We start from the raw sequence: 12,840 nt of genomic DNA, 5'->3' as shown, positions 1-12,840 counted from the left end.
AATAAGTATGAGCTCCTATGATTCTGCGGCAGCTCCCGTTTCTAATACTCAAGCTGGCACCTCCAAATGGAAGACGATTCTGACAGAGTATTTCAGGCTCGTTATTCAGCATCAATACTTTCCGATAGTTGCGGTGATCGTTGTATCAACCGTTTTGAACTTCTTACTTGTCTTTGAGTGGTCTCAATATCAACATTATTTGACTAGTGATATGCACGGTTATTGGGAGCGGGCAGTTCAGATTTTTTCTGGTGATGAAAAAACACCCAATACTTGGGTTTCGAATGCGCCTTTCTACTCCAGAGTCATTGCCTCTGTTTTTACCTGGCTGGAGTTCTTCCATATCCGCCACTACGGTTTACAAGTGATGTTGTCGCTAAACGTGTTGCTTTCCTGTTTTGCTACTTTATCGCTGTATTTAATTGGCTTGCGTGTTTTGAATAGTCGGCACTGGGCTTTAGCGTTAGCTGCAACCTATGCTTTCGCGTATCCAAACCTATATTTCAATGTCTTTTTACTCGGTGAGCCTTTTGCTATTCCGATCATTATTTCAGCCCTCTATCTGGTTATGCGCTGGCAAAATAGCTATATGGTTTACATGGCCGGATTAGTGCTTGCCTTCGGTGTTGGTGTGCGCCCGTCTAATGGACTGTTGGGGTTGCCGTGTGCTTTGTATATTGTCTTTTTTGGTTTTTCATTTTCAGGAAAAACTTTGGCAGAGTTAATCAAGGAGTTGTTTCCCCGAGCCCTAAAGGCAGGTGTTTTTTCAATTGCCTTCTTTGCGGTTATTTTTTCTATTGTTGCAGAAAACAATCGTGTGTCGGATGGCAAGTTAAGAGGTATTACGGCGCACTCTGGCTACAATTTCTTCCTGGGGCAAACACAGGTTCATAAAATAGTCAGCAGTTGGGATGGCTTAACTTATGGCTTTGTTCCTTCGTCTGTAGCGGGCAACCCTGAATATGGCACGATAGTGACCAATATCCCTATCTATGATTCAAAAAGGTTCTATGAAGAGGGCTGGAAAATTCTAAAGGCAAATCCGCGTCTTTGGGTTGAGCATGTCAAAAAATACAATCAATTGTTCTTTAATAATTTGTTCCCGGCTGTGCCTAGTGTTAAAGGGTTTAACTGGTTTTTTGACCCGTTCAGGTATATTACCTTTTACATGCTGGTATTCTGCGGGCTGTTATATATTACGTTTAAAGAGCGTGATGCAAAAAATGCCCATGTCATTCTTTTTACATCTATTTTCGGTTTGTGTGCGGCAGCACTCTTCTTCTATACCGTTACCCATCAGTATTTCACTAACTTTTCCTATGCGCTGTATATTTTGTTCTTTATTTATTTGAGGAGTGCGGTACAGCATTTTGAGAAGTACAAGCGGTTTATATATGCCTATATTGGTGTTGTTCTAATTTCCACAGCAGCGTATTACACATATAAAGAATTTCGTTATCTTTTGGTGGAACCTAAAGTGAAGGTGTTTGTGGAAAATAATCGCGGTTCTATACACAATTTGGATGCGAAGAGAAATATCATCAATAGTAAAGAAATTAAGGTAAACAACCTTGAATTTCTTGCTTCGCTTACGTTAAAGCACCGTACGATTGGAGAGTTTCCAGAATTCCGGGAAAATTTCTTTTTGAATGCAAAAACTGATTTTGAAGTGCTTGAAGATGGATTTTACATGTTCACTATTTATGCAGATGACGGCTATCGCATGAAAATAGATGGTAGAACAATTCTGGAATCTAACCGTCTGAAGAAAATGGATGAGTTCAAGCTCAGAGAGTATATTCCGCTAATCAAAGGTAAGCATACTTTAGAGGTGGAACTATTCCAAAATGGTGTTCTTTCTGGTTTGGTTGGCTACTATCGACGAGTTGATCCGACTAAGCCACCTGAAAGTGAGTACGAATATTCCACTCGCTTTGGACAAGGGTATTTTATCGGTGATGATGATAAATATACCAAGTTTTACTATCCAGCTTCAGAAAATTAGGCATATGTACAACCATGTCAGGCGTTCTAAGTCTGACATGGTTTATTTTCCCTATAAGTGTTTTTGAAACCAGTTCAAATGAGCTTCCGCGACTTTATTAAATAACATCCCTTCATAAACTTCGTAATGCGTTGCATCTTCAAGCATTAGAAGCTCCTTCGTGCTTGATATTCGGTCATAGAGTATTTGAGATTCTTCGGGTGGATTTACGGCGTCTTTGCCCGCACATGTAATATGTACAGGTACTCGTATGTCTTGCGTATATTTTTCGGGTTTATGATTAATTGTTTCTGCAATAGTGAGGAAAGGGATTTTTTCTTTTAGTGCAGGGTAGTCGTCGGCGTATTGCGTGTAAAACGCCTTGGATTGTTCGTCCGAGAGGACTTTGGCTATAGGAACCATCATTTCTTTTCCTGTCGCCGCTTTTTTGTCTTGCATTTTTTTTATGGTGGCAAGAAATTTTTGTTTTTCTTCCTCTGTCATATTTCCCGTAATAACACGCTCTCCGTCGGCGAAGGTGAGCTGCACAGTCAGGCATTTAACTGCCGAATTGTTAGATGCGGCGACAATGGCGTTGGCACCGCCAAAAGATGTGCCCCATAAGGCAATTTTGTTTTCGTCGATTTCGTCAAGACTGGAAACGTATGCAATCGCTTGTTGAATATCTTCAATTTGTAACTCAGGCACTAATCTGCCTTTTTCTCCTTCACTTTGTCCGAAACCTCGATAATCGAAAGTTAGGGCGGCATAACCATTATTGGCAAAATAATCGGCAAAAGCGGGCAGTAATAATTCTTTAACACCACAAAATCCGTGGCACAAAATAACACATGGGTATGCTTTGTTTTTAGCGCTATCTTTGGGTATATAAAGGTGGCCAGATACTTTGCTGCCATCAACGACAAAGTGAATATCGCGCATGAATTTCTCCTTGGGAGGGGGGTAAATGCATCGCAGAGTAGTGGCTTTGAAGATGGTTGTCTATTTCAATTGTGGAGAAAGTAAATGCAAACGTTTGTTTGTGATGCATCGTTTTTGATAGCGGTACACGGCCAATCCCTGGCGAATGGAGAGTTTATTCTCCGTGGGTATAAATAATATCGAGTGGATAGCTTTCGCCGTCCAGAAAGCGTTGAATATCATTCAGCACGATTGGGCTGCGTAATTGATCCTTTCTTTCTAGAATTTCGTCATAGGTTAACCAAACAGGTTTAATGATGTCTTTATCGAGAGGGTAGTCGGTTATTTCCTTTATTGGGTTGGCAATAAAACTATTACGCATGTAGGTGACACCATTTGCAGGAGAGGTGTAATGGCTAATACCGAGATACGCTCTGGGTTCAACTTGCCAGCGGGTTTCTTCCAGGGTTTCTCGAATAGCTGCGTCGATTAAGGTCTCTTCTGGTTCAAGATGGCCGGCGGGTTGGTTATACACTTTTTCGCCATCAGCATCTTCGTACACCAAAAGAAACTTGTTTTCTTTATACACAATTGTGGCAACGGTAACGTGAGCATACCAAGTCATAGGAATCCTTATGATTTGTGTTTTTTTCTGAAATTGGTTTTGGGGGACTTTTGTTTTGATGCGGGTAAATGGACGGTGTCCGTTTTAAAATCTCCCGCAGAGATTTGCCCCAGTTTCCAGTGCCCAATCTGGACACGGATAAGTCTTAATGTCGGAAACCCCGCGGCTGCGGTCATTCTTCGCACCTGCCGATTTTTCCCTTCGGAAATCGTGAGTTCCAACCATGAGGTAGGGATTGTTTTCCTGCTTCTGATGGGTGGATCTCTTTCGTCGATTTGGGGTGGGGATGGCAAAAGTCGGGCTTTGGCGGGTTTGGTCACTCCGTCTTTCAGTGATACACCGGATTGAAGCTGGTTGATTGCTTGTGTATCGGGAACGCCTTCCACTTGCACCCAGTATGTTTTATTTAATTTCATCGATGGATGGGCGATTCGGTGTTGTACTTGCCCATCATTGGTCAGGATAAGCAGTCCTTCGGAGTCCCGATCCAATCTTCCTGCCGGGTAGAACCCTCGATAACGGGGTTCCTTGATAAAGTCCGCAAGCGTTTTGCGTCCGTCAGAATCAGTGAACTGACAGAGTACGTCATAAGGCTTGTGAAATAGGAGGATTTCTGTCATTGGGTTCTCGTTTGGAGAGGTGTTTTACCTGCTAGGTGATAACTGTATAATGTCGCGCGCTTATTTCGGGGGTTCAGGTAATGTCCCAAAAGGATGTTTCCGGAGTGTTGAGAACCCACAAACCTGTACATATCTAGGAATAGACATGACCACATCTAAGATAATTTATACCATAACAGATGAGGCTCCAGCCTTAGCAACATACTCATTTTTGCCAATCGTGCAAGCATATAGTAAAGCGGCTGGCATAGAAGTAGAAACCCGTGATATTTCTCTTGCGGGACGAATCATTGCCAATTTCCCTGAGAACCTGACTGAAGAACAGAAGCAGGGTGATGCCTTGGCAGAGCTTGGTGAGCTGGCGAAAACGCCGGAAGCGAACATTATCAAGCTACCTAATATCAGTGCGTCTATTCCACAATTGAAAGCAGCAATTAAAGAGCTTCAAGACCACGGCTACAACCTACCTAACTACCCAGAAGAGCCTTCAACTGACGAAGAGAAAGATATTAAGGCGCGCTATGCCAAAGTCTTGGGGTCGGCTGTTAACCCTGTGTTACGTGAAGGTAATTCTGACCGTCGTGCGCCAGCAGCGGTTAAAAACTATGCGAAAAAGAACCCTCACTCAATGGGTGCGTGGTCGAAAGATTCCAAATCTCACGTTGCCAGTATGGACGATGCTGACTTTTTTGGCAGTGAAGTGTCAGCCACTATTGAAAAAGCCGGTAGTTTGAAAATCAGTCTTGAATCTGAAAACGGCACTCAAGTATTAAAAGAGTCTGTTCCTGTCTTGGATGGTGAAATCGTAGACGCATCGGTTATGAATGTTGCGGCATTGCGAACGTTCATCGAAAAAGAAATTCAGGATGCAAAAGAGCAGGGTGTGCTTTTCTCTTTGCATATGAAAGCGACCATGATGAAAGTGTCGGATCCGATTATTTTTGGTCATGCGGTTTCTGTTTACTATAAAGATGTTTTTGCTAAGTATGGTGAGCTTTTTGAGCAGTTGGGTGTTGATGTCAATAATGGCCTTGGTGATGTTTATGCGAAAATTCAGCAGTTGGACGATGCTAAACGTGCTGAGGTAGAAGCCGATATTCAGGCTGTATACGCTGACCGTCCTGCGTTGGCCATGGTGGATTCAGACCGTGGTATTACTAATTTGCATGTACCTTCTGACGTGATTATCGATGCATCCATGCCGGCTATGATCCGTTCTTCCGGTCAAATGTGGAATGCGGAAGGTAAACAACAAGATACAAAAGCGGTGATACCTGATCGCTGCTACGCGGGTGTTTACGAAGAGACAATCAATTTCTGTAAAGAACATGGTGCTTTCGATCCAACAACAATGGGTTCGGTACCAAACGTCGGTTTGATGGCTCAAAAGGCTGAAGAATACGGCTCTCATGATAAAACCTTCGAAATCACTGCTGCAGGTACGGTAAAAGTAACGGATGAATCCGGTGCTGTAGTGCTTGAGCAGAAAGTGGAACAAGGCGATATTTTCCGCATGTGTCAGGTGAAAGACGCTCCTATTCAGGACTGGGTTAAACTCGCGGTTAACCGTGCGCGTGCAACCGATACTCCAGCCGTTTTCTGGTTGGATAAAGAACGAGCACATGATGCGCAATTGATTGAAAAAGTTGAGAAATATCTGCCTGAGCATGATACCGCCGGTTTGGAGATCCTTATCAAATCACCTGTTGATGCGACTCGCTATTCGCTTGAGCGGATAAAGGCCGGTAAAGATGCGATTTCTGTAACCGGTAATGTTTTACGCGATTACTTGACTGACTTGTTCCCGATTCTTGAGCTTGGTACCAGTGCAAAAATGCTCTCTATTGTTCCTTTGATGAACGGTGGTGGGTTGTTTGAAACTGGCGCGGGTGGTTCTGCACCTAAGCACGTCCAGCAGTTCCAGAAGGAGAACCATCTACGATGGGATTCCCTGGGTGAGTTCTTGGCTCTAGCGGCTTCGTACGAGCATTTGAGTGGTGTTGCATCAAATGCTAAGGCACATATCTTAGCGGATACTCTTGATCGCGCTACGGGTCGTTTCCTGGATGAAAACAAGTCGCCATCACGCAAGGTGGGTGAATTGGATAACCGTGGAAGTCATTTCTATCTGGCTATGTTTTGGGCGCAAGAGCTTGCTGCGCAGAACGATGACGAGGCGCTAAAAGCTCAGTTTGCTTCGCTCGCTGATGCTCTTGTGTCAAACGAAGCCAAGATTGTTGAAGAATTGAATGGTGCGCAAGGTTCTGCTCAGGACATCGGTGGTTATTATCAGCCGAATAATGAGTTGGCTTTTGCTGCTATGCGCCCAAGTCAGATATTTAATAGCGCTTTATCTGCACTTTAACAGTTTGGTGCGCTAAAAAGAAAAACCCCTGTAGTTTCAAATAACTACAGGGGTTTTTTTATGCACTACTAGAGTCGGTTTAAAGGGTTTTCTTGAAAAACTGGCACGAGCAGGCAAAGCCATTTGGCGTCTAGCGAAATGGGGTGGCGTTAGAATTTAGTTTAGCGGACTATTAAGTTAAGTCTCTTCCGCTAACTCGTCCTCTGGCTTAGTTTCATCTGAAGTTGAACTCGCGACCTTGATGATTTGAATGCTTTTGGCGTGCAGGCCTTTGTCACTCTTTTCGATCTCAAATTCTACTGGTTGACCCGCCTTGAGCGTTCGATAACCTTCCATCTCGATAGAAGAGTAGTGAGCGAATAAATCCTCACCACCATCGTCAGGCAGAATAAATCCAAACCCTTTTGCGTTGTTAAACCATTTAACGGTTCCGGTAGGCATAATACGGCCCCCTATAAAAAAGCTACCGTTTTTCGCATCCCTTTCAATTAATTATTCTTATATACTGCATTTCCCTGAACGGTCGATTTGTAACCAAGTGTAATCAATTTGTCAAGTTTTTCAGAGGCTTAGGCTTTTTTCTGTGAAATTGTGTTTGTTGCCTTTTGTTCGGGTAAAATCGATATCTATAACGTTTTGTCAGTTTGGGCCTATCGCATGGGTAATATTGAATTTCTTCAACTAACATTATCAAAAGAGGGTGATGCAGACAGTGACATTGATGATGGTGGCGTTGCAGTACAGGAAGAAAAGCCAAAATTAAAACGTCCACCACTCTATAAAGTGCTACTTCTGAACGATGACTACACCCCGATGGAGTTTGTTGTTGAGATACTGGAACGTTTTTTCAGTATGAATCGAGAAAAAGCGACTCGGGTAATGTTGGCAGTACACCATGAAGGGAGAGCGGTGTGTGGGGTTTATTCACGTGATATTGCCGAAACAAAATGTGCTCAAGTTAACCAGTATGCTCGAGAAAACCAACATCCTCTATTGAGCGTAATTGAAGTATCAGAAGAAAATTCTGAGTAAAAGTTAATTTGCAATCAGGTGATGTAGATGCTTAGTAAAGAACTGGAAGCAACATTAAACGATGCGTTCAAGGTCGCCCGTGGTAAGCGCCACGAGTTTATGACTGTTGAACACTTGTTGCTCGCACTTGTTGATAATGAGTCAGCGGCCAGTGTACTCAGGGCATGCGGAGCGGATTTAACCGTCTTGAGGCACGAACTGTCAGAGTTTGTCGATTCCACTACGCCTCTTATCCCTGAGGATGATGAAGAGCGCGAAACTCAACCAACCCTGGGTTTTCAGCGGGTGTTACAAAGAGCTGTCTTTCATGTTCAGTCTTCCGGTAAAAGTGAGGTTACCGGTGCGAATGTGCTTGTTGCGATATTCAGTGAGCAAGAAAGTCAGGCAGTTTATTACCTTAAACAACAAAGCATTGCTCGAATCGATGTGGTGAATTTTATTAGCCACGGAATTTCAAAAGTGTCTGGTTCTTCTTCGAGCCATAACGAGCATAGTTCTGAACACAGTGATGAGGATGTCGGTATTGCGAGTGAACCCTCATCGCAACAAAACCCACTGGATTCCTACGCAACCAATCTAAATGAAAAGGCTGTCTTGGGGGGCGTAGATCCGCTTGTTGGACGGGATTATGAAGTTGAAAGAGTTGTACAGATTCTTGCCCGACGACGAAAAAACAACCCATTGTTGGTGGGTGAAAGCGGAGTAGGTAAAACGGCTATCGCTGAAGGTTTAGCCAAAAAAATTGTCGATCACGATGTTCCTGAAATTCTTGAGAAGAGTGTGGTCTACAGTCTGGATTTGGGCTCCTTGTTGGCAGGTACCAAGTATCGTGGGGATTTTGAAAAACGCTTCAAAGCCTTGTTGGCGGAGCTGAAGAAACGCGATAAAGCTATTCTCTTTATTGATGAAATTCACACCATTATTGGTGCAGGTGCTGCATCTGGTGGCGTGATGGATGCATCTAATTTGCTCAAGCCGTTGCTAACCGGTGGTGAGCTTCGTTGCATTGGTTCCACTACTTTCCAGGAATACCGGGGTATTTTTGATAAAGACCGGGCACTTTCTCGTCGTTTCCAAAAGATCGATGTGAATGAGCCTTCGATTGATGATACTTACAAAATATTGAAGGGGTTAAAAACTCGTTTTGAGGATCATCACAATCTGAAATATTCAGATAAAGCACTACGGGCCGCCTCAGAGTTGGCCAGTAAATACATTTCTGACCGCTTTATGCCGGATAAAGCCATTGATGTGATTGATGAAGCGGGGGCTGCGCAGCAGTTACTGCCGGAGTCAAAGCGTCGCAAGCTGATTGGTGTGAAAGAGATTCAGGAGATCGTCGCCAAGATCGCTCGTGTACCGTCACAAACTGTGTCTTCTTCTGACAAGTCGTTACTGTCCAAGCTTGAAGATACCTTGAAAATGACTGTATTTGGTCAAAATGAGGCGATTGAGAATATTTCCTCAGTCATCAAGTTGAATCGAGCTGGGTTGACTACGGAAGACAAGCCTATAGGCTCTTTCTTATTTGCCGGTCCGACTGGCGTCGGTAAAACGGAGCTTTGTAAGCAGTTAGCCAAGGCTATGGGCGTTGAATTGATTCGCTTTGATATGTCTGAGTATATGGAGCGACACACAGTTTCACGTTTAATAGGTGCACCTCCCGGGTATGTGGGCTATGACCAGGGCGGTTTACTTACAGAAGCGGTCACTAAACACCCTCATTCGGTGGTGTTACTGGACGAGCTGGAGAAAGCACACCCAGATGTCTTTAATCTGTTGTTACAAGTGATGGATCACGGGACTTTGACCGATAACAACGGGCGAAGCGCTGACTTCCGCAATGTGATTGTGATTATGACCACTAATGCCGGCGCGGAATCCATGAGTCGGGCATCCATTGGTTTTACCAAGCAGGATCACTCGTCGGATGGAATGGAAGTGTTGAAGAGAACCTTTACTCCAGAGTTCAGGAATCGCCTGGATGGCATAGTGCAATTCGGTAGTTTGCCATTTGAAGTCATCAAAACGGTGGTGGACAAGTTCCTTACTGAATTGCAAACCCAGTTGGATGCTAAAAAAGTCAGCTTGCATATCTCTGAAGCTGCACGTAACTGGTTAGCCAAAAATGGATATGATGAGCGTATGGGCGCGCGTCCGATGGCTCGTATTATTCAGGAGAAGGTGAAAAAACCTCTGGCGGAGATGGTGCTATTTGGTGAGATTGGTGATCGTGGTGGAGTGGTCAATATTGATGTCCAAAACGATCAAATTATCATCGAGGCTGAAAAAACGCCGGAGCTTGTTTAGCTTAGCCTATCTATTTGCATGTATTAAAAAAGGCAGCTTTGAGCTGCCTTTTTTGTAATGCCGGTTTGTTATCTGGCTCGGTATGTAATACGGCCTTTGCTTAGGTCGTAGGGAGTCATTTCGACTTTAACCTTGTCACCGGTAAGAATGCGGATGTAGTTTTTGCGCATTTTGCCAGAGATATGAGCGGTGACGACATGGCCGTTTTCAAGCTTGACTCGGAATGTCGTATTCGGAAGAGTGTCGATCACTTCGCCTTCCATTTCAAAATTGTCTTCTTTTGCCATTCGGGCAGAAACCTCAAGTGTTTGCTGAATTCGGAAAGCCGGCAATTTTGCCTGAATTGTAATCCAATGCCAAGGGGCGCTTGCGACTTTTCGTAAAATCGGGGGGAGTTTAGTTAAATGTGACCCACTGGTTGTTGATATAGAGCTGAAAAGGTCGGTAATTTACTTTGTAGCTCATTTTTTGACACTCTTTGATCCAATAACCGAGGTATAAATAGGGTAATCCGAGCTCTTTCGCGTGCTGAATCTGAAACAATACGCCGTAAACCCCCAAACTGCGCTTGGTCTGGCTGCCATCAAAGAAGGTGTAAACCGCCGATAGGCCACTATCAAGCAGGTCCGAAACCGCAACAGCTAGCAGTTTGCCTTTTTCCCTGAACTCCAGGTAGCGGGTTGCATTGAACTGGATACTGAGGAAGTCGTGATATTGCTCTCTTGATGGTGGATACATATCACCGTCTTTATGTCTCAGTTCGATGTAGCGTCGGTAAAGCTCATAATGCTCGTCGGTGTCAATTGACGGGATGACTTCGTGGCTGAGGTCGCTGTTCTTTTGCATGCATCGGCGTTGGCTTTTATTGGGCTTAAAGCTTGTGATGGGGACTCGAATAGCTATGCAGGCATTGCAGTTTGAACAGTGAGGGCGATAGACATGTTTACCGCTTCTGCGGAAGCCAATTTCTGAGAGTTGGCTAAAGGTTTGGTTTTCCAGATCTGTATAAGGGTCAACGAATATGCTTGCCGCTTGCTCAGACGGGAGGTAGCTACAGTCATGTTCGCTGGTTACGAAGAGTTTTAGATCGGCTAAATCAGTCATACTCTTAGTGTAACCTTAACGCTTCAGACTACAAAACCGGTCCGTGCTCAGGCATTGTCCAGTTCTCTTTCCAATGCAAAAAATTGCTGAAGTCATCGGGTTGGATTGATTGGTGGATAGTGCTCTCAAATTGACTCCGGTCTATTTCCTTTGCGCCGAATGAAGCGAGATGATCTGTTTCGACCTGGCAGTCAATCATCGAGTATTTCCACTTTTCAAGTTGCCGAACCAGAGTGGCAAAGGCCACTTTGGATGCGTCGGCTTCCAGGCTGAACATGGATTCGCCGAAGAAGACTTTTCCCAGTGAAACACCATACAGGCCGCCGACTAGCTTGCCATCCTCGTTCCAGGCTTCGGCTGAATGGGCCACCCCCATTGAATGCAGCTCACAGTATGCATCTTGCATCTCTCTCGTGATCCAGGTGCCATCCTCCTCTTTCCTGGGTGTTTTGGCGCATAGACGGATGACTTGCTCAAATTGCGTGTCGACAGTGACCTTGTAGGTCTTTTTTCGAATGCGTTTTTTCAGACTGCGGTTGATGTAGATTTCTGATGGAATCAATACCATTCTGGGGTTTGGGCTCCACCAGAGGATAGGTTGATTGTCTGAATACCAGGGAAAGATGCCCCGTGCATATGCTGAAATGAGCCTGGCGGGGCGGAGATCTCCCCCAGCGGCAAGTAGGCCGTTGGGGGAGGTGAGTGCTTTTTTTGTGGGGGGAAACGATAAGGTTTCCGGATCTAACCAGCTAATCTGGCTCATAGGTTCCTGGGTCTTTAACTACTCTTTTGCATCCAGGTAACGCTCAGCGTCCAGAGCTGCCATACATCCCGCGCCAGCGGAAGTCACTGCTTGGCGGTAGATATGATCGGCTACGTCACCAGCGGCAAATACGCCTTCCACACTGGTTGCAGTGGCGTTGCCTTCCAGGCCGCTCTTGATTTTGATGTAGCCGCTATTCATGTCCAGCTGGCCTTCAAAAATATCTGTATTAGGCTTATGGCCGATGGCGATAAAGACGCCCGCTAATTCCAGATCCTGAGTGTTACCATCCGTTGTGGATTTTATACGGACGCCAGTCACGCCTGTGTCATCACCCAGTACTTCATCGAGGGTGTTGTTCCACATGATGGTGACGTTACCATTCTTTTCTTTTTCCAATAAGCGATCTTGCAGAATTTTCTCTGATCTTAAGGAATCGCGACGGTGAATAAGAACGACTTCACTGGCGATGTTGGAAAGGTATAGTGCTTCTTCAACGGCTGTATTGCCGCCGCCGACAACAGCGACTTTTTTATCGCGGTAGAAAAAACCATCACAGGTTGCACAGGCGCTGACACCTTGGCCCATAAACTTCTGTTCTGATGGTAAGCCTAGATATTGAGCAGATGCACCCGTTGCAATAATCAACGCATCGCACGTATAGGTTTCATTACCGACCAACTTGATGGGTTTGCTGGATAAGTCGGTCTCATGAATGTGGTCGAAAATAATTTGTGTATCAAACCGTTCGGCATGCTGTTGCATTTGTACCATAAGGTCAGGGCCTTGCAGCTCTGCCACACCACCTGGCCAGTTTTCAACTTCTGTGGTGGTGGTAAGTTGTCCACCTTGTTGCATGCCTGTAATGACCACGGGGTTTAAGTTTGCTCTTGCGGCGTATATCGCTGCTGTGTATCCAGCAGGTCCAGAACCAAGAATAATCAATTTGTGGTGTTTGGCTTCGCTCATAATGATCCTCGTCGTCCGGCGTCTTCATTTTCCGCAAAGGAAGAAAGTATCAACGCGGTTTGAATTGTTTGAGCCGCATGATAAGTGATAATGCAATCCTTCGCCATTGAGTGTCTTAATTCGGCTCATAGTTTTTCTTTGGCTTTT

The 12,840-nt window shown here is 44.7% G+C and carries 12 protein-coding genes; 4 read left to right on the top strand and 8 right to left on the bottom strand.

What is annotated here, in order from left to right; genetic code table 11:
* Positions 1-7: 7 nt before the first annotated feature.
* A complete protein-coding gene (locus P5V12_RS11210) occupies positions 8-2,005 on the top strand; it encodes a PA14 domain-containing protein (protein WP_316953175.1) in 1,998 nt (665 codons plus the stop codon).
* Positions 2,006-2,056: 51 nt separating this feature from the next.
* On the opposite strand, the gene P5V12_RS11205 is transcribed toward P5V12_RS11210, so the two are convergent.
* The 3 genes from P5V12_RS11205 to P5V12_RS11195 all read right to left on the bottom strand — a co-directional run bounded on the left by P5V12_RS11205 (position 2,057) and on the right by P5V12_RS11195 (position 4,150).
* Complete coding sequence (locus P5V12_RS11205; protein WP_316953174.1) at positions 2,057-2,926, bottom strand: alpha/beta hydrolase; 870 nt, start codon at positions 2,924-2,926, stop codon at positions 2,057-2,059.
* Positions 2,927-3,080: 154 nt separating this feature from the next.
* Positions 3,081-3,530, bottom strand: a complete 450-nt coding sequence (locus P5V12_RS11200) for an NUDIX hydrolase (RefSeq protein WP_316953173.1) — start codon at positions 3,528-3,530, stop codon at positions 3,081-3,083.
* 8 nt (positions 3,531-3,538) lie between these two features.
* On the bottom strand, positions 3,539-4,150 hold the full coding sequence (locus P5V12_RS11195) for a pseudouridine synthase (RefSeq protein WP_316953172.1): 612 nt from the start codon (positions 4,148-4,150) through the stop codon (positions 3,539-3,541).
* 145 nt (positions 4,151-4,295) lie between these two features.
* Between P5V12_RS11195 and P5V12_RS11190 the strand changes: the two genes are divergently transcribed.
* Entirely contained in the window at positions 4,296-6,515 is a 2,220-nt protein-coding gene (locus P5V12_RS11190; protein WP_316953171.1) for an NADP-dependent isocitrate dehydrogenase, read from the top strand.
* A gap of 177 nt (positions 6,516-6,692) precedes the next feature.
* Here the strand turns inward: P5V12_RS11190 and cspD are convergent, their stop codons facing one another.
* Positions 6,693-6,956, bottom strand: a complete 264-nt coding sequence (gene cspD, locus P5V12_RS11185) for a cold shock domain-containing protein CspD (RefSeq protein ID WP_316953170.1) — start codon at positions 6,954-6,956, stop codon at positions 6,693-6,695.
* A 216-nt stretch (positions 6,957-7,172) separates the two neighbouring features.
* Between cspD and clpS the strand changes: the two genes are divergently transcribed.
* A complete protein-coding gene (clpS, locus tag P5V12_RS11180) occupies positions 7,173-7,547 on the top strand; it encodes an ATP-dependent Clp protease adapter ClpS (RefSeq protein WP_316953169.1) in 375 nt (124 codons plus the stop codon).
* Positions 7,548-7,574: 27 nt separating this feature from the next.
* On the top strand, positions 7,575-9,857 hold the full coding sequence (gene clpA, locus P5V12_RS11175; protein ID WP_316953168.1) for an ATP-dependent Clp protease ATP-binding subunit ClpA: 2,283 nt from the start codon (positions 7,575-7,577) through the stop codon (positions 9,855-9,857).
* Between the two features lie 68 nt (positions 9,858-9,925).
* Here the strand turns inward: clpA and infA are convergent, their stop codons facing one another.
* From infA to trxB, 4 genes are all read right to left on the bottom strand, one after another.
* Positions 9,926-10,144, bottom strand: coding sequence for a translation initiation factor IF-1 (gene infA, locus P5V12_RS11170; RefSeq protein ID WP_086932346.1), 219 nt, complete (start codon positions 10,142-10,144; stop codon positions 9,926-9,928).
* A 109-nt stretch (positions 10,145-10,253) separates the two neighbouring features.
* A complete protein-coding gene (locus tag P5V12_RS11165; protein WP_316953167.1) occupies positions 10,254-10,961 on the bottom strand; it encodes an arginyltransferase in 708 nt (235 codons plus the stop codon).
* Positions 10,962-10,989: 28 nt separating this feature from the next.
* Positions 10,990-11,724 carry a leucyl/phenylalanyl-tRNA--protein transferase gene (aat, locus tag P5V12_RS11160; RefSeq protein ID WP_316953166.1) on the bottom strand — a complete coding sequence of 245 codons (735 nt, stop codon included), beginning with the start codon at positions 11,722-11,724 and terminating at the stop codon, positions 10,990-10,992.
* Positions 11,725-11,742: 18 nt separating this feature from the next.
* Positions 11,743-12,693: a thioredoxin-disulfide reductase gene (gene trxB / locus P5V12_RS11155; protein ID WP_316953165.1), complete on the bottom strand. Its 951-nt coding sequence runs from the start codon at positions 12,691-12,693 to the stop codon at positions 11,743-11,745.
* Positions 12,694-12,840 lie beyond the last annotated feature (147 nt).

Origin of the sequence: Teredinibacter sp. KSP-S5-2, from assembly GCF_032773895.1 — a bacterium.
GTDB lineage: Bacteria > Pseudomonadota > Gammaproteobacteria > Pseudomonadales > Cellvibrionaceae.
This window is presented reverse-complemented; position numbering and strand designations above follow the sequence as displayed.

Coding starts and splice junctions, on each gene's coding strand:
- P5V12_RS11190 (WP_316953171.1), top strand. CDS start 4,296: ATGACCACATCTAAGATAATTTATACCATAACAGATGAGGCTCCAGCC.
- P5V12_RS11205 (WP_316953174.1), bottom strand. CDS start 2,926: ATGCGCGATATTCACTTTGTCGTTGATGGCAGCAAAGTATCTGGCCAC.
- P5V12_RS11195 (WP_316953172.1), bottom strand. CDS start 4,150: ATGACAGAAATCCTCCTATTTCACAAGCCTTATGACGTACTCTGTCAG.
- infA (WP_086932346.1), bottom strand. CDS start 10,144: ATGGCAAAAGAAGACAATTTTGAAATGGAAGGCGAAGTGATCGACACT.
- clpA (WP_316953168.1), top strand. CDS start 7,575: ATGCTTAGTAAAGAACTGGAAGCAACATTAAACGATGCGTTCAAGGTC.
- cspD (WP_316953170.1), bottom strand. CDS start 6,956: ATGCCTACCGGAACCGTTAAATGGTTTAACAACGCAAAAGGGTTTGGA.
- aat (WP_316953166.1), bottom strand. CDS start 11,724: ATGAGCCAGATTAGCTGGTTAGATCCGGAAACCTTATCGTTTCCCCCC.
- P5V12_RS11210 (WP_316953175.1), top strand. CDS start 8: ATGAGCTCCTATGATTCTGCGGCAGCTCCCGTTTCTAATACTCAAGCT.
- clpS (WP_316953169.1), top strand. CDS start 7,173: ATGGGTAATATTGAATTTCTTCAACTAACATTATCAAAAGAGGGTGAT.
- P5V12_RS11200 (WP_316953173.1), bottom strand. CDS start 3,530: ATGACTTGGTATGCTCACGTTACCGTTGCCACAATTGTGTATAAAGAA.
- P5V12_RS11165 (WP_316953167.1), bottom strand. CDS start 10,961: ATGACTGATTTAGCCGATCTAAAACTCTTCGTAACCAGCGAACATGAC.
- trxB (WP_316953165.1), bottom strand. CDS start 12,693: ATGAGCGAAGCCAAACACCACAAATTGATTATTCTTGGTTCTGGACCT.